We start from the raw sequence: 22,647 nt of genomic DNA, 5'->3' as shown, positions 1-22,647 counted from the left end.
CCTAGCTGTCTCCCTTCCACAGGCCGTGGCGCCGGACCCGCCGGCCCAGCGTCACCGGGTCCATCCCCAGCGCCACGGCCGCGCGCCGCAGCACCCCGCCGTGGCGCTCCAGCGCCTCGCGGATGAACTCCCGCTCCACCCGATCCAACCGCGCGCGCAGCGAGCCATCCCCTCCCGGCTCGTTGCGCAGGGCCAGGGTGGAGCCCAGCACCGGCGGCAGCAGCCGCCGCGACACCACCTCGCCCGGGCGGGAGAGCAGCACCGAGCGCTCCATGACGTTGCGCAGCTCGCGCACGTTGCCCGGCCAGGCGTAGGCCCGCAGCGCGTCCACCGCGTCCGGCGCGATGCCGCTGGCGGAGCGGCGCAAGGTGCGGTTGAACAACTCCAGGAAGTAGAGCGCCAGCTCCGGAACGTCCTCCGGCCTGTCCCGCAGCGGGGGGATGTCCACGGTGAAGCTGTTGAGCCGGTAGAAGAGGTCCGCGCGGAAGCGGCCGGCGCGCACTTCCTCGCCCATGTCCTTGTTGCTGGCGGCCACCACGCGCACGTCCACGTGGCGCACCTGGGTGCCACCCACCGGACGCACGTCCCCCGTCTCCAGCACGCGGAGGAGCTTGGCCTGGAGGTTGGCGGTGGTGTTCTCGATTTCGTCCAGGAAGATGGTGCCGCCGTTGGCGAGCACGAAGAGCCCGGGGTGGTCCGCCACCGCGCCCGTGAAGGAGCCCTTCACGTGGCCGAAGAGCTCGCTCTCCAGCAGCGTCTCCGACAGCGCGCCGCAGTCCTGCACCACGAGCGGCACGTCCCCCCGGCCACTGAGCCGGTGGAGGATGCGCGCCAGCACCTCCTTGCCCGTGCCCGTCTCGCCCTGGAGCAGCACGGCCACCCGGTGGGGCGCCACCAGGCGCACCAGCTCCATCACCCGCTGCATGGCGGCGCTGCGGAAGCCCACCTCATCCCCGCCGCGCCCACCGGGGGCCGGCGGCAGCTTCTGTGACAGGGCGCGCTCGCGCAGCAAGCTGCGCTCCAGCTCCAGCGCCATGCGCCACTGCTCGGTGCGCACGCCGTGCTCGCGCCCCGCTTGAAGCACCGCCTGGTGCAGGGCCTCCCGCGTGGGTGAAGGACCGAGCGCGCGGAAGATGCGCCCGGCGTTGAAGAGGGCCACCAGCCGCTCCGGCGCGGCCGGCGCGCAGTAGACGATTCGCGATGCCAGGTCACTGGGCGGCCCCGCGCCGGAAGGGTCCGCGTCCGCGCGGCGGGCGGCCAGGGACTCCACCAGGGCCAGGGCCTGCTCCTCGTCCTGACCGCACACCACCAGGCACGCCGCGTCCCCGCGCGTCACCAGCGCGTGGGCGTCCGCCGGGCTGGCGGCGAAGTGGAGCTGGGCCACCCCTTCCAGCGCGGCCGTCACCGCGCGCGACTCCTGCTCGGTGGCGAAGGCCACCACCACCTGGAGGTGCGACGAGGCGAGGTAGCGCGCCAGCTTCACGCCGTCCGCTTCCTCGAAGGCGCGGAAGCTCACGCCCATGGCCGCCACCGCGCCGGACGCGTCGTGACGCCAGCGCACCACGCCGCGCACGCGGATGTGCTCACCGGAGTCCGGTAGGGAGAATGACAGCTCCACGTCCTCGCCCTCACGCGGCCCTTCGGACGGCGTGTGCGGCGTGGCGATGAGCCCGATGCCCGTCTCACTGATGTTGACGGCCCAGCACCCATGGAGCGCGGGCTGCGTCACCACCTTCACGTACAACGGCTTGCGTTCGCTTCGAGGGGCGTAGGCGGACACAGGCCGCGTCATGACCACCACAGTCTACTTGAGGGATGAAGCGACGTTGACAATTTGCGACGTTAGAAGATTCGCTAGCCACCACTCAACAAGCAAACGAGCCCGTCTCGCGGCATGAGACACGTCCTCGCGCTCCCCCTGCGCCGCCGCTGCTGGCATGCTGGAGCCGTCTTCATGGCCATCACCGCAGGCCCCCCCAGCTCCGGCCCGACGCTCCGGATTGCCCAGCGAGTCCCCCGCACGGAAGCGGAGGGCCCCGGTGTGCGCTACGCCCTCTGGGTCCAGGGCTGTCCCCTGCGCTGCCCGGGCTGCTGCAACCCGGAGATGTTCGCGACCGAGCGCGGCACCGTGGAGACGGTGGAGGCGCTGGCCCAGGAGATTCTGGCCACGCCCGGTATCGAAGGACTCACCCTGCTGGGCGGCGAGCCCTTCTCCCAGCCCGGTCCCGCCGCGGCGCTGTGCGAGCGCGTCCGCGCCGCCGGGCTGAGCATCATGGTCTTCACCGGCCACACGCTCGCGGAGCTGCGGGCCCAGGCGCGGGACGACGTGGACCGGCTCCTCGCGACGGTGGACCTGCTGGTGGACGGCCGCTTCGAGAAGGACCAGCCGGAGACGGCGCGGCGGTGGATTGGCTCGCGCAACCAGGTGATGCACTTCCTCACCGGCCGCTACGCTCCGCACGACGCGTGCTTCACCGCCCCGAACACGGCGGAGGTGCACTTCGTCGGCGGCAAGCTCGTCATCAACGGCTGGCCCGCGCTCGCCGACCGGCTCCGTCCATGATTCGCGTCGCTCCGTCCGAGCTCGAGCTGCTCACGCTCGCCCGCGCCATCGTCGGCCTGGGGCAATACGCCCCCGTGGAGGACCTGCTCCGCAACCGGCACGCCGTCCCAGCGAAGTTCAGTCCCGGCGCGATGGAGGTCCTGCGGGACACACTCGCCAAGGGCAGTGTGATGGCGCTCGCCCGATGCGGCGGCTGGCGCCGGCAGCTCACGGTGCGCGACGGGCAGGCACGCACCGGCCGGCTCTGGGAGCGGCATGCTCCGCCCACCCTGCGCTTCTCCCCCCTTACCTTCCACGTCCTGAAGTGGCTTCTGGAACAGCCCCTGACGAAGCACGGGGCGATGCCGCTGGAGGTGGACGGCCCCCCCACGCTCGCCGACGAGCTCATCCTCTTCCTCTGCTGCCGCCTGGTGGCGGGCACCCCCTGCGCGCCGGCCCTGGGCGCACAGCACCTCTTCCGCCGCTCCGCCCTCTGCTGGCTGGGCTTCCCGGAGCAGTTCGGGACGCACCGTCCGGAGTTCGATGCCACCGCCTTCGCGCCACTGCTGGCGGACGGCGCGTGGCTGCTGGAGGCGCTGCGGCGGGAGCTCGTGCAGCGTTGGCGTGGGTTGGAAGAGTCCAAGCGCCACATCGCGTCACCCGAGGAGGCCCTGGCCCTGGGCACCGCGCAGGAGGCCGTGCTCGCCGCCTTCCTCGACGCGGTGGATGGCGCGGGCCGAAGGGACCTCGCGGGCTTCCTCCTCGAAGCGGCGCGCCCGTTGCTGGAGCAGCCCGCCACGCGCTGGGTGGAGGGGCTGTCTTCCTCGGCGACGTTGTCCTCCCGGGCCGCGGCGGCTCGTGCAGCCGCCGCCTTCCTGCGCGCGCTGGGACGGCTGTCGCGCTGGGACGCGGAGCACCGCGCGGTGCGCTTCTTCGACGACGACTACGACGCCGCCCAGCACCTGCTGTCTGAATGGAACGCCTTCGGTGAAGCAGGCTTCCGCCGCGCCGAGGACCACGCCCGGCAGTTGGCCACCGCCCTCACCAGCGCCTCCGCCACACCTCCACCTTCCTCCGCCGGGAGCGCTTCATGAGCCGCGCCTACCGAGTCTCCGTCTCCGAGTCCCTCAACCGCGTGGTGCAGGCCGAGGACGGCCTCTGCTCCAAGCTGGAGCTGCTCCCCCTCCTCTCGCGCGAGGAGCTGGCCGGGCTGCTCGCGGCCGAGCTGGCGAACCGGGGCTTCACGCAAGAGGGCGACGTGGCCCTGCGCACCGAGGCGGATGGTGTCCGCATCGCCATCGACGTCACCACCGGTGACGTCAGCGTCACCCTCAGCGGCGAGCAGGAGGTGGAGCTGAAGGCGCGCGGCGAGCTGGCCGTGGAGAGCCCTCACGAGGTGGAGCAGGCGAAGCTGCGGGCCCAGGACCTGGCGCGCGCGCGGCTGGAGGACGCGGCGGACGTCGCCACGGACAAGCTGCGACAGCAGGTCACCCAGAAGCTCGAAGGCCGGTTGAAGGACCTCAAGTCGGAGCTGGACTCCATCTCCAACAAGGTGACGGCGGAGGCGCTCAAGGTGCGCGCCGGGCAGCTCGGCACCATCGAGGAGGTCCACGAGGACGCGGCGACGGGCTCGCTCACCATCAAGGTGCGCGTATGAGTCAGCGCATCCCCGAGGAGTCACTGCCCACGGAGCTGTCGCCCTTCGCCGCCGTCGAGGCCGCCTACCCCGCCGAGCTGAACCGCGTCTGCGAGGCGCTGCTGCGCGGGCTGCCCGTCATGGTGGAGGCGGACAAGGAGCTGACGCCCTACTTCTACAAGTGCCTGCGAGACAGGCTGAAGAAGGACGGCAAGCAGTTCCTCTACCTGGACGGCCGCACCGCGCAGGAGCCTCCACCGGGCATGCCCGCGCCCAGCATGATGGCCACGCTCATCGCGCAGCTCCGGGACGCGGTGCGTGGCGCCGTGCGCGAGCGCATCGTCGTGCTGCCCCACCTGGACCTGCTCACCACCAGCAACGGCGGGCTCACCAGCGAGGCACGCGAGGTCATCCCCCTGCTGTACGAAAACCCGGAGATGGTCTGGGTCGGGTTCAAGGATCCGTCCTTCGCCGTGCCGCGCGTCATCGAGAACCTCTTCCCCCACAAGGAGAGCATCCTCGGCGTGGGGCGCGACCGGCTGCGCTACCTCATCACCCAGCGAGAGTGCCGCAAGTTCGGAAGGGGCCTGCAGCCCTACGCGCTCTACAAGCACGTCTCCGGCGTCAACGCCGTGCGGCTGCGTCGCCTGCTGGGCGCCATCACCGGCGAGGACTACCCCGCCAACCCGAAGCCCGCGTATGCGCAGCTGCGCTCGGCCACGCTGACCGGTTCGCTCAGCGTGCCGGAGCTGGAGCTGCACGCGGACATCGGCGGCTACGCCAAGGTGAAGCAGCGGCTCCAGCAGGAGATTCTGGACGTCCTGGCGCACAAGGACACGCTGAGCGACCCGGAGGCGGTGAAGCGCGTGGAGGCGCTGTTGCCGCGCGGGATGATCTTCTGGGGCCCTCCCGGCACCGGCAAGACGCTCTTCGCCAAGGCCATGGCCTCGTCGCTGGGCGCGGCCGTCCAGGTGGTGAGCGGCCCCGAGCTCAAGAGCCGCTGGGTGGGCGAGAGCGAGGAGAACCTCCGGCAGATCTTCGTCCGCGCGCGGCAGGCGGCGCCCAGCATCATCGTCTTCGACGAATTGGACTCCTTCGCGTCGGCGCGTGGCACGTACACGGGCTCGGGCGTGGAGCACTCCATGGTGAACCAGCTCCTCACGGAGATGGACGGCTTCCGCAAGGAGGAGCTGGTCTTCGTGGTGGGCACCACCAACTTCGTGGAGTCCCTGGACCCCGCGCTGCTGCGCCCGGGCCGCTTCGAGTTCCAGCTCTGCATCCCCTACCCCAACAGCGCGGACCGGCGCGCCATCCTGTCCATCTACAACCAGAAGCTGGGCCTGGAGATGACGGAGCGCGCGCTGGACTACGCGGTGAAGCGCACGGGCGACCGCGTGGAAGGCACCGGCACGCGCTTCTCCGGCGACCACATCCAGGCCCTGTGCCGGGCACTCGCGCGTCGGCGGTTGCGCGAAGGCGCCCAGGGCCCCACCGAGGCGGTGGACGTGGAGCGCGCCCTCACGGAGTTCCTGGACCGGCCGGAGCTCACGCCCATGGAGGAGCGCGTCGTGGCCACACACGAGGCGGGGCACGCGGTGTGCGCGCTCTTCTGTGAGCACGCGCCCGCCATCGACCGCATCAGCATCCGGGGAGACCTGGCGGGCTCGCTGGGGCACGTGCAGTACGCGGACCCGGCGCACCGGTACGTCGTCACGCGAGGCCAGCTGCTGGACAGCATCTGCATGCTCTTCGGCGGCCGGGAGGCGGAGGCGCTGCTCCTGGATGACCTCTCCCTGGGCAGCGCACACGACCTGGAGCGCGCCACGGAGATTGCGCGCGAGCTGGTGGAGGACCTGGGCATGGGCGGAGACGGCGTGCCCGTGCGGCGCTTTGATGCACCGGGACGGCAGGCGGACCGGCATGCCCTGTCCGACGCGACGCGGAGCACGCTGGAGGCCGCGATACAGGAAGTCCTGGCCGTCCAACGGGCCCGGGCCCGCGATATCCTCCAGCGCGAAAAGGGGCGGGTCGTGGCCCTGAGAGATTTGCTCATCGAACGCAAGGTGTTGGACCGCGAGGCCTTCACCCATCTGGTGCCCGCGCCCGTGGCGCCGAAGAAGGAGCCCGCGCTTGGCTAGCCTCATCCTCCGCCTCCAGGTGGACCCGGCGACGGGCCGCAAGGACGTCATCATCCAGTACGAGAGCGACGCGGACGCGCTGCCCATGGAGCACGAGGACGAGCACCGGCGGCTCGTGGACTCGCTCATCCAGGGCGGCACGCTGAAAGCCTCCGAACTGGGCCGCGTCATCGTCCAGCGCGACACGCCGTCGGGCAAGGCCGCCGAACCCGCCTCCACCGCCGAGGACGCCTCCGAGAAGGTCAGCCAGAAGGCCTGATGTCCATGCTCGTCTTCACCAGTGAGGAGGCGCTCCACCTGGCGCTGACCTCCGGACTCGTCCCCGCCGAAGTCCAGGCCGCACCCGCCCGCTATCATCGGACGCCCGACGGCGCGCTTCACGTCCTGCCGGAGGTGATGCCCGCGAAGGATGTGCTCGCGCACCTCGCGTCCCTCGGCGTGCAGGTGACGCGGAGCCGCGCGATGGAGGCCACGCCGGTCCTCTGCTGGGCGGAGCTGGTGACGGCGCGGCGCGTGCCGCTGGAGAGCGCACCGACCGGCCCGGTGCTGTTCCTGCCCCCGAGCGCCGATGCACTCCTCCCTTTGGCGGGCGAGATGCTGCGCCTGGGATGCGACCGGCAGGAGGTGTGCTTCGCCCAAGCCTCGGGGGAAAGCGGACAGCGCGCCTTGCTGCGCGCGATGGCACCGCCCTACTTCACCCTCACCAGCGCGCTGGACGCCTCGGGCCCGCTGCGTGCCTTCGTTCCCGCTGTCCCAGGGCAACACGCCGTCTGGGTCGAGGTGGGCTACACGCATCCGCTCGCGCGCACGTTGCACGCGCCCGCGGGGACGTTGCTGCTCGTCCGCGGCGAAGGCCCCTGGCTGACCGCGCCGGACGGCCCGTGGACGGACCTGTACCAACACACCGACCTGCGGCTCCCAGCCACAGGCGAGGACTGGACGCCCGCGCCCCCCCCGGGCCGGCTGACGGTGCCGCTGCGCCTCACGCGAGCCGCACGTACGGAACCCGCGAGCCTCTGGGTTCTGCGCGAGGATGCGCTCGCCCAGGTGGAGTCCCTGGTCCACACGGTGCCGGAGCCGCTGCTCGCGCAGCTTCGCTTCGCCGTCACGGGGCCACCGGAGGCGCCGTGCATCGTGCTCCGCGCCCGAGCGGGCCGGGAGCGGCCCCCGGAGCTGGGCCTGTCGGGAATGGCGTACGCGCCGCTGCCTCAGCTCGCGGACCTCTTCCTCCCGTGTGACGGACTGCTGGAGCCCCCCGTGCGAAGGGACCGCCTGCGCGCGCTGCTCGTGCCCCAGGCCGATACCGTGACGTGGCTCCACCCCACCGGGGATGGAGGCTTCCGCGCGGAACGGCTGCCGGAATCCGCGTTCCAGCCGCTCGACACGTGGGTGGACTACGTCGTGGATGCCGACGCCGACGCACTCATGCCGTGGGTCCGGAGCGCCAGCTTCGACTTCGCCGCCTTCGAGGCCGCGGAGGGTGAGTGGCAGAGCGCGGCCCGCGCGATGCAATCGGACGAAGAGGACGACCGGAGCCCGCGAGCCACGCGCCGTAGCCGCCGTGAAGCGCCGGCGCCCCCCGTGACGCCCGCGAGCCCGCCCCCCATCGTCGCGGTCCGCGTCGCCCAACCCGCGCCCACCGGGGTCCGCCTGGCGCCGCTCACGCCCGCGCAATCCAGCGCGGTGGAAGAGGAGCTGAGTTCGCTCGAGAAGTCCTTCCTGGCCCTGGAGGTGCCCGCCGATTCGCCGCAGCGGCAGGAGCTCTGGACGCGCATGGCGGAGCTGAACGGGCGGCTGGGCCGCAAGCGCGACGCGAGCCTGTGCTGGACACGCGCGCTGTGGTCCGCCTCCGACACCGAGGCCACCGAGCTTGCACGGCGCTGGTCCGATTCAGAAAACGAAGGAGGCGCCACCCCCGCCGAACGGATGGCGTCACCCGCGCCCACGGGCGATGACGTGCGCGGCGTCGCCAGCAGCCTGGTGCGCGCGGTGCGCGTCCCAGGTGCGCCCGCGCCTGTCGACGTGGCGGCACTTCAGCGGTGGTTGGACAGGCACGACGCGGAGCTCGACGTCCGGGCGCTCTGGCTCACGCGGACGGCGCTCGACACGCTGGCGGGTGGCGATGCGCTCGGACTTGCAAGAGCGGGCGACCGGCTGCTGGAGATGCTTCAGCGAGGCCTTTCCCTCGCGAGAGACGTGCCGCGCTTCCTGCGAGGTGGCACCGATTCGGCCCATGCGCCCCGGGTGCTGGCGCAGCTCGAGGCCCTGCTGGAGCGATTCGAGCACACGCCCCGCCGCCGCTCGTCCATCGAAGCGGCGCCCGCCCTCACGCTGGCCTATGTCCGCTATGTCTTCGCCGTGGGACTCGCGCGGCTCGGGCAGGCGGACCGTGCCCGCCCCCTGGCGTCCGCTGCGGCGGAGGCAGTCGATGCGAAGGAAGCCATCCACGGCTTCCTCTCCCGAGCGTACGGCGCGCGCGTGGCCCAGGCCCTGGAAGGCCAGCCGCCCGAGACACCGCTGCCGTCCGACATCGCCGCCGAGCTGAATGCCCTGGGGACCTTCCAGCGGTACAAGGTGGATCGGCTGCGGCAGGCGTCGGCGCTGTTGGAGCCCAGCGAGCGGCTCGACCCCGCGAGGGCCTTCGGGCGCGGCGCGAGGGACTTGCGCGGCGAGGAGTTCGCCGCTCTCCGCGACGTGAAGGACCCGGCGCAGGTGGCGGCGCGGGTGGAGGCCCTGACGGGCCGGGCCACCGATGCGACGCTGCCCGCCGAGGAACGGCAGCGGATCATCGGAGGACTGCTGGACACGCTGCCCCGCGTCGCTCCGGCGCGTGCGCTTCCACTCCTGAACCGGCTCGTCTCATCGATGGAGGCGCTTCCCGGTGAAGCCCAGGCCGTGATGCTGGGGGACGCCCTGACGCTGGCGGCCCTCTTCGGCCGCGCGGACCACGCGATGACGTTGGCGGCGCGGCTGCGCAAGGTGCTCACGGCGCTGGCCCCCACGTCGCCCGCATGGGGCCAGGGCATCCTGGGTGTGAGCCTGCGCGGCCTGCGCCGGGTCGGCCTGTCTCGCGAAGCCGCCGAGCTGGTGGACGCGGCGCAAGAACGCCTGACAGGGCCCAAGACACCGCTGACGGCGCGGCTCGGCGTCGCGGCGGGCCTGGCCATGCAGGGGCGCACGGCCGAGGCCGTCGACGTGTTCGACGCCGCCTTCGAGTCACTGGGCGCGGCGAAGGGCGGACTCCCTGAGCGGCTGGCGCTGATGCGCAGCCTCGCGAGCGCCCTGGCACATGCCCCCGTGGAGCTGGCGCTCCCGGGGCTGGCGCGCATCTCGGAAGGGCTGCCCATCATCACGGACAGCTACAACACCAACAGCCACTTCTGCCTCTCCGTGGTGGAGCTGGCGGACGCGCTGGTGCTGGGCCACGTGGAGGTGGCGCAAGGCACCGGAGCGCGTGCGCGAAGCTGGCTCGACGAAGACGAATTCCTGGTGCGACGGCGCATCCATCGGGAGCTGGAGGAGCGCACATGAGCAGTCATCCCGCCATCTCCGAGCTGACGTTCGACGCGCTCTCGAGCGAGGCCCACGGCCTTCGCGAGCGCCTCAACCGCTTCCGCCTGGCGCTGGGCCGTCACTTCGTGGGCAAGCAGACGCTGGTGGACCTGATGACGGTGGCGGCGGTGGCGCAGGAGCCGCTGCTGCTGGTGGGCCCACCGGGCACGGCCAAGTCGGACCTCGTCCTCAAGTTCAGGGACGCGCTGCGCATCCCCAACGAGGATTACTTCGAGTACCTCCTGACGCGCTTCACCGAGCCGTCGGAGGTGCTGGGCCCCATCGACATCAACCTGCTGCGCCAGGGCCGCTACATCCGGCGTGAGGGCGGCAAGCTGCCGACTGCGCGGCTGGTGTTCCTCGACGAGGTCTTCAAGGCCAGCTCCGCCATCCTCAACGCGCTGCTCACCGTCATCAACGAGCGCAAGTTCTACCAGGACGGCGCGCCGCAGCCGGTGAAGCTGAAGGTGCTCTTCGCCGCCACCAACGAGCTGCCCGAACACGCCGAGCTGGGCGCGCTCAAGGACCGCTTCTGCCTCAAGGCCGCGTGCCGTCCAGTGCAGGACCGCTACTTCCTGGAGCTGCTGGACTCCGGCCTGGATTCGCAGACGCACCGGGAGATGAACCAGAAGCCCTGGGCGGAAGGGCACGCCACGCTGGACGACGTGCTCAAGGCCCACCGTTACCTGACGCTGATGATGGGCAAGCGCGAGACGGGCCCGGATGGCCGCGAGCTGCGCGACCGCGACCTGTTCTTCCGCGATGACCTGCTGCGCGAGTTCCGCCGCGTGGTGCAGACGCTGACGCGCGAGGACGGCGTGTTCATCAGCGACCGCAAGCTGGTGAAGCTCTACCGCCTGCTCCGGACGCGGGCGTGGATCTTCCACGGCGGCGCGGTGGAGCGGCAGGACCTCCAGCTCCTGTCGTACCTGGGCGAGACGCGGGAAGAAATCGACCTGCTGGAGGAGAAGGTGCCCCGGCTGCTGGGCCTCTCGTGAGTCGCGGATGAGCACGGAGCTGAGAAGCCCTCAGGACACGGAGCGCTGGCTGTGCGCGGGGCTGTGCCTGATTCGGCACGAGGACCTCACGGCGGACGCGTTGACCTCGGCTGTGCCGTGGCTCCTCGCCACGCTCGCGGAGTCGCCTGCCCTGCCCCCACCCGCGTTCATCGCGGACCTCGGTCGGCTCGTCGCGGGGGTTCCGCTCGCGCCCTCCGCGCCCGTTCCCGATACCCAGCCTCGGCTGCGCGCGGCGGTGCGCGCGTATGACGACCACGTGCTGGCGCGACTGGCCGCGGAGCCCCACCTGGAGGCGGTGTCCGCCGCCCTCGCGCGGTTGCCCGAGACGCTCCGGCCGCGAGGCGTCGCCTTCCTCGTCGCGCGCGTCCTGACCCGCATGGGCTTCACCGCTGGAAGCCCGGTGAGCCCCGCCCTGGCCCGGCGCGTCCTGGAGCGTCCGCCCACGGAGTTGCTCCAGGCGGGCTACACGGCCCTGCGCGAATCAGGAACCAGCGCCGCGTTGGAACGGCTCACGGAAGGCTACGAAGCCCTGGCGAGCGCGGCCCGGCGCGCCCATGCCCTGCTCGGCGACGCGGAGTCCTTCACGCTGGAGAACCTGGAGCACCTCCAGGGCAAGGCGCAGCGGATGGCCTTGGAGCAAGCAGTGGAGGCGGCCGAGGCCCTGTCGCGAACCCTTCCGCCCAAGCTCCGCGCCCGCCCGGTGAGCACCGCACCGCTCCCGATGGCGTTGGAGGACGAGGCCGCCTTCCCACAAGGTGGATTCTCGTCCGTGTCCAACGTGGGCAGCCTGGAGAACCTCGTCACCTCCGAGCTGGTCTACATGGAGGACGAGCCCAACCTCGACCTCTTCGACGTGCGCTATGTGGAGGGCGAACTCCTCTACTACACGCGCGACGAGAGCATCTCCGTTCGCCGCCGGCGCGTCATCACCTTCGTCCTGCCGCCGGACCTCGTGGATGCGCGCGTGAAGGACGCGGGGGTCCGCTGGCAGCGCGTCGTGGTGTCACTGGGCCTGCTGCTCTGCCTCGTGCGGCGGCTCTCCCTCTGGCTCGGCAGCGAGGAGCTCCACTTCCGCGCCGTCTTCCTGCACGCCCATGACGGCGCTGTCCCCCTGGAGGCTGAACGCGGCCTCTGCGAGCTGCTGCTGCGCGAGTGGCGCGCCCGTGGCACGGCGGAGGTCCTCACCGCCGCCACGCTCGACGACGTCCTGACGGATGCGGAAGCGCGTGCGAAGCGCGCGCGGGTGGACCTGGTGCTGCTCGGCGCAAGCAGTCAAGTCGAGACGATGTTCCATCCCGGCGCCTCCCGCGTCGAGCGGCACGTGCTCGACCTCAGCGGCCCCTCCCCTCGCGTGCGAACCATCCGAGACAAGCGAGAAGACCTGGATTCTCGAAAGTCGGAAGCGCCGATGGGCGCCGCCCTCAACAGCGACCCTTGGGAGGCCTGGGTCGGCGTAACGCTTGAGCTTGCGCAAGGGCTTCTCTAGCGTCCGTCTCACAACGCGCCTCACCCGGCGCAACGGACGAAGGACGGGCCATGCCGCGGTACGAGTTCAAGGAAGGCAGCTCCAGCAAGTTCTGGGAAATCAACCTCTCCGGCAACAGCTTCACCGCGCGCTGGGGCCGCATCGGCACCGACGGCCAGGAGAAGACCCAGACCTTCGGCTCTCCCGCCGAGGCCCAGAAGGAGCACGACAAGCTCGTCCGCGAGAAGGAGAAGAAGGGCTACGTCCTGGCCGGCAAGGGCGACGATGACGACTCCGAAGGTGGTGGGGGTGAAGAACCCGCATCCAATCCGGAGCTCGAGGCCGCCATCCTCAAGGACCCGGACAACGTGGACGCGTACCTCGTCTACAGCGACTGGCTCCAGGGCCAGGGCGACCCTCGCGGCGAGCTCATCGCCATCCAGCACGCGGCCTCCCAGGCCAGCGGCACGGAGGCCAGCGACCTGAAGCGCAAGGCCACCGCGCACATCAAGAAGTACCAGTCGCTGCTGCTCGGCGAACTGGCCGCGGGGGTGAAGTCGGAGGAGCTGTCCCTGGAGTGGCACCTGGGCTTCATCCGCTCCGCGCGCGTGGGTCAGAAGGAATACGACTCTGACTTCAACGTCCCGGAGACGGCCGGGGCGCTGCTCAAGCACCCCTCCGCGCGCTTCATCCGCAGCCTCACCATCGGCATGGCGAGCTTCGACGGTGAGAACGAATACGGTGAGACCATCCAGGCGCTCGTCGAGGCCGGGGGCTCGAAGACGATTCAGGAGCTCTTCATCGGTGACTTCGAGTACCCGGACGACACCGAGATTTCCTGGACGCACCTGACCGACATCTCCGCCCTGCTCAAGGTGCTGCCCGACCTGCGCAAGCTGCGGCTGCGCGGCGGTGAGCTGGAGCTGGGCGCCATCGATCTGCCCGAGCTGCGCGAGTTCACGGTGGAGACGGGCGGCCTGCCGCTGGCGGCCGTCAAGTCCATCGCCAACGCGAAGTGGCCGAAGCTGGAGCGCCTGGAGGTGTGGTTCGGCAGCGACAACTACGGCGCGGAGGGCGGCGTGGAGGACATCCAGCCCATCCTCGACGGCAAGGGCCTGCCGAACCTCAAGCAGCTGGGCCTGCGCAACTCCGAGTTCACGGACGCGCTCGCCCAGGCGCTGCCCACCGCGAAGGTGCTCCCGCAGTTGGAGACGCTGGACATCTCCATGGGCACCCTGTCCGACGAGGGCGCGCGCGCCCTGGCCGACAAGGCGGCGGCCTTCGCCCACCTCAAGCAGCTCGACGTCACGGAGAACACGCTGACGGACGAAGGCCAGTCGCTGCTGCCCAAGGCGATTCCCCACGCCAACGTGGGCAACCAGCGCGACTACGAAGAGGAGTACCGCTACTCCGCGGTGGGCGAGTAGCGTCGCGGCGCACTCCAGGGGGTCACACCATGCCGCGCTTCGAATACACCGAAGGCACGTCGAGCAAGTTCTGGGAAATCGAACGGAAGGACACCGTCGTCACCACCCGCTGGGGCCGCATCGGCGCTGAGGGCCAGGAGAAGACCCAGAAGTTCAAGCAGACGTATGAAGCGCTGCAGGCGTACCAGAAGCAGGTCCTGGAGAAGACGAAGAAGGGGTACACGCGCATCAAGCCGAAGGACACGGCCCCCGCGGCCAAGACGAACCCGGAGCTGGAGGCCGCCATCCTCCAGGCTCCGGAGTCTGACGACGGCTACCTCGTCTATGCCGATTGGCTCCAAGGCCAGGGCGACCCGCGCGGCGAGCTGATGGCCCTCCAGCACGCGCAGCGACAGGCCCAGGGCGCGGAGGCCACCAGCCTCAAGCGGAAGGTCGCGGCCCTGTACAAGAAGCACCAGGGAACACTGCTGGGCGTGGGCCTCACGTCGATGCTCGGCGAGAAAGCCCTGACGCTGGAGTGGCATCTGGGCTTCATCCGTGGCGCGCGCGTAGCGGCGCCGGGTTTCGACTCGGACGCCGACTTCGACGTCGTCGAAACCCTGACGATGCTGCTCCGCAGCCCCTCCGCGCGGTTCCTCCAGGAGCTGACGCTCGGCCTGCCGGACAACGACGGTGACAACGAGTACGGCGACCTCGTCAAGGTCATCACCAGGCTGGCACCGAAGACGCTTCAGCGGCTGTTCATCGGTGACTTCGTCTTCCCGGACGAGTCGGAGATCTCCTGGGTCAAGCTGGGGAACCTCGCGCCCCTGCTCAAGGCCCTGCCCCAGCTCACCACCTTGAGGCTGCGTGGCGGAGAGGTACGCCTGGGGCCGGTGGAGCTGCCGGAGCTGCGTCGCTTCACGATGGAGTCGGGCGGCCTTCCTCGGCCCGCGGTGCAGTCCATCGCCAGTGCGAAGTGGCCGAAGCTGGAGCAGTTGGAAGTCTGGTTCGGCAGCGAGGAGTACGGCGGACGGTTCCGCCCGAGTGACATCCAGCCCATCCTCGACGCCACGGGGCTGCCGAACCTGAAGCACCTGGGACTGTGCAACGCGGCCTTCTCCGACGAGCTCGCGACCGTGCTGCCGAAGGCCAAGGTGCTGAAGCAGTTGGAGTCGCTGGACTTGTCGAAGGGCACGCTGATGGACACCGACGCCGAGGTCCTGGCGGCGAACGCGGCGGTGTTCAAGCACCTCAAGAAGCTGGATGTGTCGCAGAACCAGCTCACGCGCAAAGGCGTGAAGCTGCTGGCCTCGTTGTGCCCGGACGTCGTGGCGGGGAACCAGCGCGAGATCTACGACGATGACGAAGGCGGTCGCTACGTCGCGGTGAGCGAGTAGTCCGGCATCATGGGCGCGCCTCCGTTCATCCTCGTCGGCAACCCGGAGAACCGGCGCGTCACGCTGTTCCAGGAGGCCCTCGCCAGACAGGGGCTTCCCCCGGCGCACGTCGTCCCCTGGCGTGAGCTGCTGGCGTCGCCGGGGCTCCTGGCGGACCTGCCGGACTCGGAGGCGTTCGTCCGCATCGACTCCACGGGCGAGAACTGGGACGTGGAGAAGGCCCTGCTCAAGCGCGGCTACGAGGACGCCGTGGGCCAGGGCTGCTCCGTCCTGACGCCGGAGCAGGTGGACCGCCTGCCCGTGGACCGCGGCCGCATTCTCAGCCCGCGGCAGCACCACCTGGGGTTCTTGCGAGTCCTGGCGGAGCTGGAGTTCATCTTCGCGGCGCATTCTCGCTGGCACATCCTCCAGAAGCCCTCCGCCATCGCGGACCTCTTCGACAAGCGCATCACCTCCCGTCGCTACGCCGCCCTTGGCGTGCCGGTTCCCGAGCCGCTGGACGGTGTCACGGACGTGGAATCACTCCGCGAACGGATACGGGAGGAGGACTGCCGCGAGGTGTTCGTGAAGGTGTCGTGTGGCTCCTCCGCGTCGTGCCTCGCCATCTACCGGCGGGGGCGCTCGGCGGACACGCTGACCACCACCATCGAAGTGGCGAAGACGGGCTGGTACAACTCGCTGAAGGTCCGCCGCATCGAGGCCCCAGAGCAGGTGGATGAAATCCTCACGTATCTGCTGGGCGAGGGCTCACAGGTGGAGCGCTCGATTCCCAAGGCCCGGCTGGGCGGCGATTACTTCGACTGCCGAGTGTTGATGGTCCGAGGCGAGCCAGCCTTCACGGTGGTGCGGCAGAGCATGCGGCCCATCACCAACCTGCACCTGGGCGGCTGGCGGGGCGACTTGGACGACTTCCACGCGGCGGTGCCACGGAACGAGCTCGCGGATGCCATGGAGAGCTGCCGCACGGTGGCCCGCAGCCATGACTGCCTCCACGTGGGCATCGACCTCATGTACGAAGAGCACTTCACCGGGCACCGCGTGCTGGAAGCCAACGCCTTCGGCGATTTGCTCCCCAACCTCCGCCGCGATGGGCTCACCGTCTACGAGTGGGAGATTCGAGAAGCCCTGCGTCAGCTTCCGTGACGGACACACCTCACGCCGCCGGGAATCGCTCCAGTTACTTCCAAAGGGGCGTGGCCGGGACGCGCTCCAGGATGCCGGAGCCAAAGACCCGGTCCAGCTCCAGGTACTCCAGGTGCACGTACCCGATATGACACCCGCAGGTCTGCTTCGCGCAGGGCCGGGGTCTCAGCGCGGAGTCGAAGTCCGGCGCGTAGATGTTGCCAATCGGCTCGTCGATGAAGTGACACCGCCTCGCCGTGCCCTCGCCGTCCACGGAGATGACGGACTCCCCGCCTCGGCACGCGCGGCCCAGGCTCGGGTGGCGCGTGTTGTTCACCGGGAAGAGCGGGTCCAACCGCGTGAAGCGCGCCACGTCTTCCGCCGTGTACGGCTCCTCCTGTCCGTCCTTCACCGCGTTGATCCACAGGTAGGTGTCCGCGGGAAGCTCGGCACGCAGGGCCTCCGCCTCTTCCGTGAAGCGGAGGAACCCCACCACGCCCACGCTGTGCCGCACGCCCAGCTCGGTCAGCTTCGCGCACTGGGCCACGAAGCGGTGCCGCCTGGTCCACTCCGGGTGGTACGTGGCCCAGATGCCCAGCTTGTCCGCGCGCGCCTGGGCCACCCAGTCCAGCTTGCAGGACAGGTTCGTCTGGATGGCCAGTCGCTCCACATGCGGCAGATGTGACAGGCGGGCCAGCGCCTCTTGATACCAGGGCCAGATGAGCGCCTCACCCCACGGCGTGAAGAACACCGACACCGTGTCCTGCGTGCGCGCCTCCACCCACGCGACAAAGCGCTCCAGGTCCGCGCGGTCCTTGGCCAGCTCCTCCTCGGTGTGCTTCCACTTGCCGAAGGGGCAGTACTCGCAGCCGTAGTTGCAACTGGACAGCGGGCCCCGATAGAGCACGGTGAGCTTCATCGCCAGGCGTACTCCTTCATCATCGCCTGCACCTGCTCGGAGTGCAGCCACGGGCCAATCAGGTCGGAGCGCTCCACGCCCGCCACGGTGAGCTGCACCACGCCACCGTGCTTCCGCGCCAGTCCGTGCGCCTCCAACTCCTCCAGCTCCGGGAAGTCCTCCAGCGCGTCGGTGCAGAAGCGCTGCCGGTACACGGCGAGGTCCACACCGTCGGCCAACAGCGACAGCAGCATGTAACGGCGCCGCCGCTCCGCGGAGTCCAGGCGGAAGCCGTAGCCCACCTCGCCGAACGACGCCTCGGTCCGCTCGCTGTACGACGAGATGATGGAGCGCACCTCGCGAGAACCCACCGCGTACTCAGACGAGTAATGCACCTGGCCCGTGTACGAGCGCGCCCCGCAGCCCAACCCCACCATGCCGTCTTCCTGGCAGCGATACACCGGACCACCCGCGTCCGGTGCATGGCGCGCACGAAACATCCGCATGGAGACCTGCGTGTAGCCCTCCGACAGGAGGAAGTCGCGGCCCACGCGATACAGCGAGAGGCGCAGGTCGTCCCACGCCCGCGCCTTCTTGCCCAGGAAGGTCAGCGGCCGGACGTAGAGCGGGTAGAGATAGAGTTCCTCCGGCGAGTAGCGAAGCGCCGTGCGCAGCGAGTAGAGGAAGCTCTCCTCCGTCTGCCCCTCCATGCCGTAGATGAGGTCCAGGTTCAGCGTGGGGAAGCCGGTGGTGCGAATGAGGTCCAGCGCGGCCTCCACCTGCGCCGTCTTCTGGGGCCGCTTCACCGCGGCCACCTCCGCCTCGATGAAGCTCTGGATGCCCATGCTCACCCGGTCCGTGCCGCGCGAGCGCAGCACCTGGAGCTTCTGCGCGTCCACCGTCTCCGGAGACACCTCCACCGACACGGGGATGTTCTTCATGTCCGCGCCCATGACGCCCTCGGCCATGTCGAACACGGTGTTCAACCCCGCCACGTCCAGCAGCGTCGGCGTGCCGCCGCCAATGGCGGCCCGGGCGAAGCTCGCCGTCCCCAGCGCCTCCTTCACCCGCTTCGTCTCGCGCACCAGCGCGCCCAGGTACCCGTCCACCACGTCCTGCTTCGGCCCGGCGGCGGTGAAGAGGTTGCAGAAGCCGCAGCGCATCTCGCAGAAGGGCACGTGGATGTAGAGGAACAGCGCGTCGCGCCGCTCCTCCGCCCAGACGGACTCCAACGGGAGCGCGGGCGTGAAGGGCCGGTAGGCCGTCTTGTGCGGGTAGCCGTAGAGGTACGCCACGTAGGGCGACCCTTCGAGCATCTGCTCCAGACGCGTCATGGTGCGGTTTCTCGAGGTAGCAGGAATTCAGCGTAGGGCACCGTCCACACCACGGGGTGGGCCAGGCGATGGCCAGTGAAGCCGTCCTCGCCGTAGGTGGTGCCGTGATCCGAGCAGACGATGCAGAAGGCGGGCCCCCGGCGCCGCAGGGCGGCGAACAGCGGAGGGAGTTGCGAGTCCACGTACGCCAATGCCGCGGCGTGCGACTCGCGCGAGTCCTGGGTGGCGCCGGGCACATAATGCCGATTCGGCTGGTGCAGCGCCGACACGTTGATGAAGAGGAAGACGCGCTGCTCACGCGGCAACGCCTCCAGCCGCTGGACAGCCAGCGTCACCTGGTGCTCGGTGGACCGAGGGTCCGTCACGCCCAGCTCGGGGCTCCAGTGGCTCTCCGCGAAGAGCCCGGGGAGCACGTTGCCCAGCGGATTGCGCTTGTTGAAGAAGCCCACGCCACCAATGCAGAGGGTGTGGTACCCGCGGCCCGCCAGCCCGGTGACGAGGTCCGGCGCGTCCAGCACGCAGGTGTCCGAGGCCGTCGTCTCACTGCCCTCGAAGCGCATCGAGAACAACCGGGGATGCAGCCCCGGCGTCGCGGGCGTGGGCAGGAAGCCCGCGAAGAAGGCGTGGTGCGCCGCGTACGTGAAGCTCGCGGGAGAGTGCCGCTGCTCCCACCGGCCTCCGGGCAGCAGCGCGGAGAGGTTCGGCGTGCGCCCCTGGGCCGCGAGCGCCTCGGCGACGTCGTAGCGCAGGGTGTCCAGGGTGATGAAGAGCAGGTCGTGCGTGCCGACCACCGCGTTCATGTCCATCGCGTGAGCACTCCGGCGATGTCGTCGATGCGCGAAGGGATGCACTCCACCATGAACATGGGCGGAGGCAGCGCGGAGGGCCACGGCCGGCCGTGAGACACCCAGCAAGTGGCCATCCCCAGCCGCGCGGCGCCCATGACGTCCCGCTCCGGGTCGTCGCCCACGTGCAGCACCTCTTCCGGCGAGCGTCCGACGTGGGCCAGCGCGGCCTCGAAGATGCGGGCATCCGGCTTTGAAGCCCCCACCTCGCCGGAGAGGAAGACATCTGGCAGGACCTTCGCGAGCCCCGCGCGGGCCAGCTTCGTGCGCTGCACCCGCGCCGAGCCATTGGACACCACCGCCACCGGCCGGCTGCGAGCCACGGAGGCCACCCAATCACAGACGCCCGCGTCCTCCTGGACGAGCAGAGGCAGGCGCGACGCCATGTCCTCCCAGAGCGCGTCGGGCGTGAGGCCCAGGCATGGGAACGCCTTTGTCACCTGCTGGCAGAACGCGCTCCGGGACGCGCCGCCACGTCCATCCACCTCGTGCATCCAGGCCACGGCTTCGGCACGCCGAGCCTCGGGGAGCAACGACAGGTAACGAGAGACGAGCGTGTCCACGTAGCGCGTGAAGGCGCCGGCGCGGTCAATCAGCGTGTCATCCAGGTCAAAGAAGACGGCCCGGGGCCGCATCCGAGCACTCCTTCCCGAGGCGAGGATACGCCGCCCCGGCTGCGTCGAACAGCGACAACGCAGTGGGGCGACCGCGTCCATGCGGATTCGCCGGGCCCCTGCCCCCGTGCCTGCCCGTTGGAAGGCGGGGGACTCGGAGATTCCCGGCGAAGCAGCGGGCGTTCAGAGGGACGGATGCGCCTCGCGGTCGAACGCCTCCAGCGCCCGGACGACCTCCTCCTGCGAATCCGTGAGCATGAGGTAGCGCGCGTAGTCGTAGCCTTGCGCGAGCTGGTGCACCAGCGGGTACACGGGCCGGGTGCGCGTCCAGAACTCGGTGCCCAGGAAGATCATGGGGCTGATGACGCCCACCGAGTTGTAGTGGTTCTGGCACGCGTCCTGGAACACTTCCTGGATGGTGCCCGCGCTGCCGGGCGAATAGACGATGCCGCCCTTGGCGATGGTCAGCAGGCCGTCTTCCCGCACGCTGTTGGCGAAGTACTTCGCGATGTGCGTGGCGAAGGGGTTGGGCGGTTCGTGCCCGTAGTGCCACGTGGGGATGCCCAGGCTGGTGCAGTACGGCAGGTCGTCCTCGCCCAGGGGAAATGCCCGGCGAACGTCGAAGGCGCGCGAGAGCCACTCCCGGTCGGTGTAGCTGGGCGCCTGCGCGAGCAGGGCCAGTCCCGCGTCCAGCTCCGCCTCCGTGCGCCGCGCGAACCACACGCCCACGTGCGTGGCCTCCATGGCGCCTGGACCACCGCCGCTGACCATGAAGAAGCCACGTCGCGCCAGCTCGCGCGCCAGGGAGGCCACCGCGCGATAATCCGGCTGGCCGCGCTTCATGGAGTGGCCGCCCATGATGGCCACCACCTTGCGCACGCCCCCGGACCGGTACAGCAATCCTTGCATGGCCTCCGTAACCGAGTGGTCGTGGAGCCGCTGCGCCAGCGTCTCCAGCAGCGCGGGCGGACTGCCGCGCCCGTTCGCCGCCCAGTGCGCGTAGATGCGCGCATCCGGAGTATCCGCGTAGGACTCCGGCTGAGCCGGGTCGAAGCCCGCGTACAGCTCCTCCGGCGTGTACAGCGCGCCACGGTAGGGCTGATAGGGCACGCCGGAGATGGGCGGGAACACCATGGCCCCATGCTCCACGGTGGCCTTCAGCGCATCCTTCTCCAGCTCACAGCCCAGGAAGACGGCCCCCGTGAGCTCGGCGGAGGCCAGCGCCTGGGTGTACCGCCGCAGGTCCAGCCCTTGGATGATGACGTTGGCGAACCCGACGCCCGCCGCGAGGTGCCGCTCGAATGCCTCGATGGTCTCGATTTCGATCACCCATGAACAATTTCACGCCTCGCCGCCCTGGGGTAGCGAGGAGTGCAGCGCATGGCGAATGTGCATCTTCGCGGTCCCAGGGGCCCCGGACGCTCAGCGCCGCGCCTCCAGCACCCGCAGGCACGCCTCCGCCTGAAGCAGCTCCAGGCGGGCTCCCACGGCGGACGCGTCTCTCGCCGCGAGCTGGAGCTGACGCCCGGCTTCATCCAACTCGCCCAACTGCAACTGGGCCCGCCCCAGCACGCAGCGGAGCAACGACTGGAGCCGCCGATCCTCCAGCATGGACGCCAACTGGAGCCCTCGCAGCGCGTCTTCTTTCGCCAGCTCGGGCGCGCCCGCGCGCGTATGCAGCAGCGCCAGGCCATGGTGCGTGTAGGCCATGCCCCTGCGGTCTCCCGTGCGGGAGTCCAGCTCGAGCGCGAGCTGGAAGAAGTGCGCCGCGCGCTCCCTGTCGCCTGCCCGCGAATACGCATCGCCCAGGTTCAGCAGCGCGGTGGAGTGCTCCCACGTATCCCCCGCGCGCTCGCTCCAGCGCAGGACCTGAGCGAATTCGGACGCCGCGGCCTCCGGAAATCCCAGCCCGATCTGCACGCAGCCCATCGCCCGGTGGAGCAGCGCCTCCACGCCCGCCCAAGCGGGGCCGTCTTCCCGGACCGCCTGCTGCAACTGCTCGCGGGCCAGGACAATCCTCGCGCGCGCCTCCTCGAACCGCCCCAGCGCGGACAGCGCCAACGCGGACAGCGCGTCCAGCGACACGGACAACAGCGGCGCCGCGGACAGACAATCCCGGCGCCCCTCCCTGTCGAGCCCCAACACCTCCTCATACCTGCCGAGCGCGAGCACCACCGACGCTTGCTTGAACAGACGCCGGGCCCGGTCCCCTGCGGGAGACGCCAATCCCTCATCATCCAGCTTCCGCGCCGTATGCCACGCGGCGTCCGCTTCCACGGGCTCACCCGCGAGCCGGTGCGCGTCGCCCATGTATTCCCAGAGCCTCCGCTGCCACTCCAGCGCGGCGTCTGGCTTGAGAGCATCCGCCAGCCCCAACGCGAAGCGATACACAGCCATGGCGGGCCCCGGCTCCAATGCCGCCAGGTTCCAGCCTGCCAGTGATACCAGATAAGGCAGTGCCCGGGAGGACTCCTCCGCCGACAGCCATTGCCGTGTCAACTCCATACAGGCGCGTTGACGCAGCGGCTCCGGAAGGGCCTCATAGGATTCCGCGGCCCGCCGGTGTGCCGCGGGCAACTCCGCCTCCGGCAGCTCGTCGACGCCCGGGGCGGGCTCCACCGCCCACGTGTACCGGCCTCCCGCGACGGAGCACAGCCAGCCCCCCGCCTCCAATAG

17 protein-coding genes and 1 pseudogene are annotated in these 22,647 nt (G+C 70.3%); 11 read left to right on the top strand and 7 right to left on the bottom strand.

The window, feature by feature from the left end; genetic code table 11:
• Position 1: 1 nt before the first annotated feature.
• A complete protein-coding gene (locus HNV26_RS28035; RefSeq protein WP_171443366.1) occupies positions 2 to 1,792 on the bottom strand; it encodes a sigma 54-interacting transcriptional regulator in 1,791 nt (596 codons plus the stop codon).
• A 162-nt stretch (positions 1,793 to 1,954) separates the two neighbouring features.
• On the opposite strand from HNV26_RS28035, the gene HNV26_RS28030 reads away from it, so the two are divergent.
• Genes HNV26_RS28030 through HNV26_RS27980 form a run of 11 tightly spaced genes read left to right on the top strand, consistent with a single transcriptional unit; the run spans position 1,955 to position 16,301 of the window.
• Positions 1,955 to 2,563, top strand: a complete 609-nt coding sequence (locus HNV26_RS28030) for a 4Fe-4S single cluster domain-containing protein (RefSeq protein WP_253817130.1) — start codon at positions 1,955 to 1,957, stop codon at positions 2,561 to 2,563.
• Entirely contained in the window at positions 2,560 to 3,636 is a 1,077-nt protein-coding gene (locus HNV26_RS28025) for a hypothetical protein (protein ID WP_171443365.1), read from the top strand. Before HNV26_RS28030 ends, HNV26_RS28025 begins: the two co-directional genes overlap by 4 nt.
• A complete protein-coding gene (locus tag HNV26_RS28020) occupies positions 3,633 to 4,199 on the top strand; it encodes a hypothetical protein (RefSeq protein ID WP_011552960.1) in 567 nt (188 codons plus the stop codon). Before HNV26_RS28025 ends, HNV26_RS28020 begins: the two co-directional genes overlap by 4 nt.
• The gene (locus HNV26_RS28015) at positions 4,196 to 6,316 is read left to right on the top strand and encodes an AAA family ATPase (protein WP_171443364.1); all 2,121 of its coding nucleotides are present in this window, start codon (positions 4,196 to 4,198) and stop codon (positions 6,314 to 6,316) included. Before HNV26_RS28020 ends, HNV26_RS28015 begins: the two co-directional genes overlap by 4 nt.
• A complete protein-coding gene (locus HNV26_RS28010; protein WP_171443363.1) occupies positions 6,309 to 6,575 on the top strand; it encodes a hypothetical protein in 267 nt (88 codons plus the stop codon). Before HNV26_RS28015 ends, HNV26_RS28010 begins: the two co-directional genes overlap by 8 nt.
• Positions 6,575 to 9,847 carry a DUF8586 domain-containing protein gene (locus tag HNV26_RS28005; protein ID WP_171452908.1) on the top strand — a complete coding sequence of 1,091 codons (3,273 nt, stop codon included), beginning with the start codon at positions 6,575 to 6,577 and terminating at the stop codon, positions 9,845 to 9,847. Before HNV26_RS28010 ends, HNV26_RS28005 begins: the two co-directional genes overlap by 1 nt.
• Entirely contained in the window at positions 9,844 to 10,866 is a 1,023-nt protein-coding gene (locus HNV26_RS28000; RefSeq protein WP_171445073.1) for an AAA family ATPase, read from the top strand. The genes HNV26_RS28005 and HNV26_RS28000 overlap by 4 nt, the downstream gene beginning before the upstream one ends.
• A 7-nt stretch (positions 10,867 to 10,873) precedes the next feature.
• A complete protein-coding gene (locus HNV26_RS27995; RefSeq protein ID WP_171445074.1) occupies positions 10,874 to 12,373 on the top strand; it encodes a hypothetical protein in 1,500 nt (499 codons plus the stop codon).
• Positions 12,374 to 12,423: 50 nt separating this feature from the next.
• Positions 12,424 to 13,779, top strand: coding sequence for a WGR domain-containing protein (locus HNV26_RS27990; RefSeq protein WP_171445075.1), 1,356 nt, complete (start codon positions 12,424 to 12,426; stop codon positions 13,777 to 13,779).
• A gap of 29 nt (positions 13,780 to 13,808) precedes the next feature.
• Entirely contained in the window at positions 13,809 to 15,158 is a 1,350-nt protein-coding gene (locus tag HNV26_RS27985) for a WGR domain-containing protein (RefSeq protein WP_090492708.1), read from the top strand.
• Between the two features lie 9 nt (positions 15,159 to 15,167).
• Positions 15,168 to 16,301, top strand: coding sequence for an STM4014 family protein (locus HNV26_RS27980; protein WP_171445076.1), 1,134 nt, complete (start codon positions 15,168 to 15,170; stop codon positions 16,299 to 16,301).
• Positions 16,302 to 16,335: 34 nt separating this feature from the next.
• Here HNV26_RS27980 and HNV26_RS27975 read toward each other — a convergent pair whose 3' ends face one another.
• The 6 genes and pseudogenes from HNV26_RS27975 to HNV26_RS27950 all read right to left on the bottom strand — a co-directional run.
• Positions 16,336 to 17,199 carry an STM4011 family radical SAM protein gene (locus tag HNV26_RS27975; RefSeq protein ID WP_171445077.1) on the bottom strand — a complete coding sequence of 288 codons (864 nt, stop codon included), beginning with the start codon at positions 17,197 to 17,199 and terminating at the stop codon, positions 16,336 to 16,338.
• Positions 17,196 to 18,512 (bottom strand): STM4012 family radical SAM protein, encoded by a 1,317-nt coding sequence (locus tag HNV26_RS27970; protein WP_171445078.1) that lies wholly within the window; start codon positions 18,510 to 18,512, stop codon positions 17,196 to 17,198. The genes HNV26_RS27975 and HNV26_RS27970 overlap by 4 nt, the downstream gene beginning before the upstream one ends.
• Positions 18,509 to 19,318: an STM4013/SEN3800 family hydrolase gene (locus HNV26_RS27965; RefSeq protein WP_171445079.1), complete on the bottom strand. Its 810-nt coding sequence runs from the start codon at positions 19,316 to 19,318 to the stop codon at positions 18,509 to 18,511. Before HNV26_RS27965 ends, HNV26_RS27970 begins: the two co-directional genes overlap by 4 nt.
• Positions 19,309 to 19,992, bottom strand: a complete 684-nt coding sequence (locus HNV26_RS27960) for an HAD family hydrolase (protein WP_171445080.1) — start codon at positions 19,990 to 19,992, stop codon at positions 19,309 to 19,311. The genes HNV26_RS27965 and HNV26_RS27960 overlap by 10 nt, the downstream gene beginning before the upstream one ends.
• A 162-nt stretch (positions 19,993 to 20,154) precedes the next feature.
• Complete coding sequence (locus tag HNV26_RS27955) at positions 20,155 to 21,300, bottom strand: LOG family protein (protein ID WP_171445081.1); 1,146 nt, start codon at positions 21,298 to 21,300, stop codon at positions 20,155 to 20,157.
• 93 nt (positions 21,301 to 21,393) lie between these two features.
• A pseudogene (locus tag HNV26_RS27950) lies at positions 21,394 to 22,647 on the bottom strand (tetratricopeptide repeat protein); the annotation flags it as partial.

The sequence above is a fragment of the Myxococcus xanthus genome (assembly GCF_013116825.1).
In the GTDB taxonomy this organism is placed as follows: domain Bacteria; phylum Myxococcota; class Myxococcia; order Myxococcales; family Myxococcaceae; genus Myxococcus; species Myxococcus xanthus_B.
This window is presented reverse-complemented; position numbering and strand designations above follow the sequence as displayed.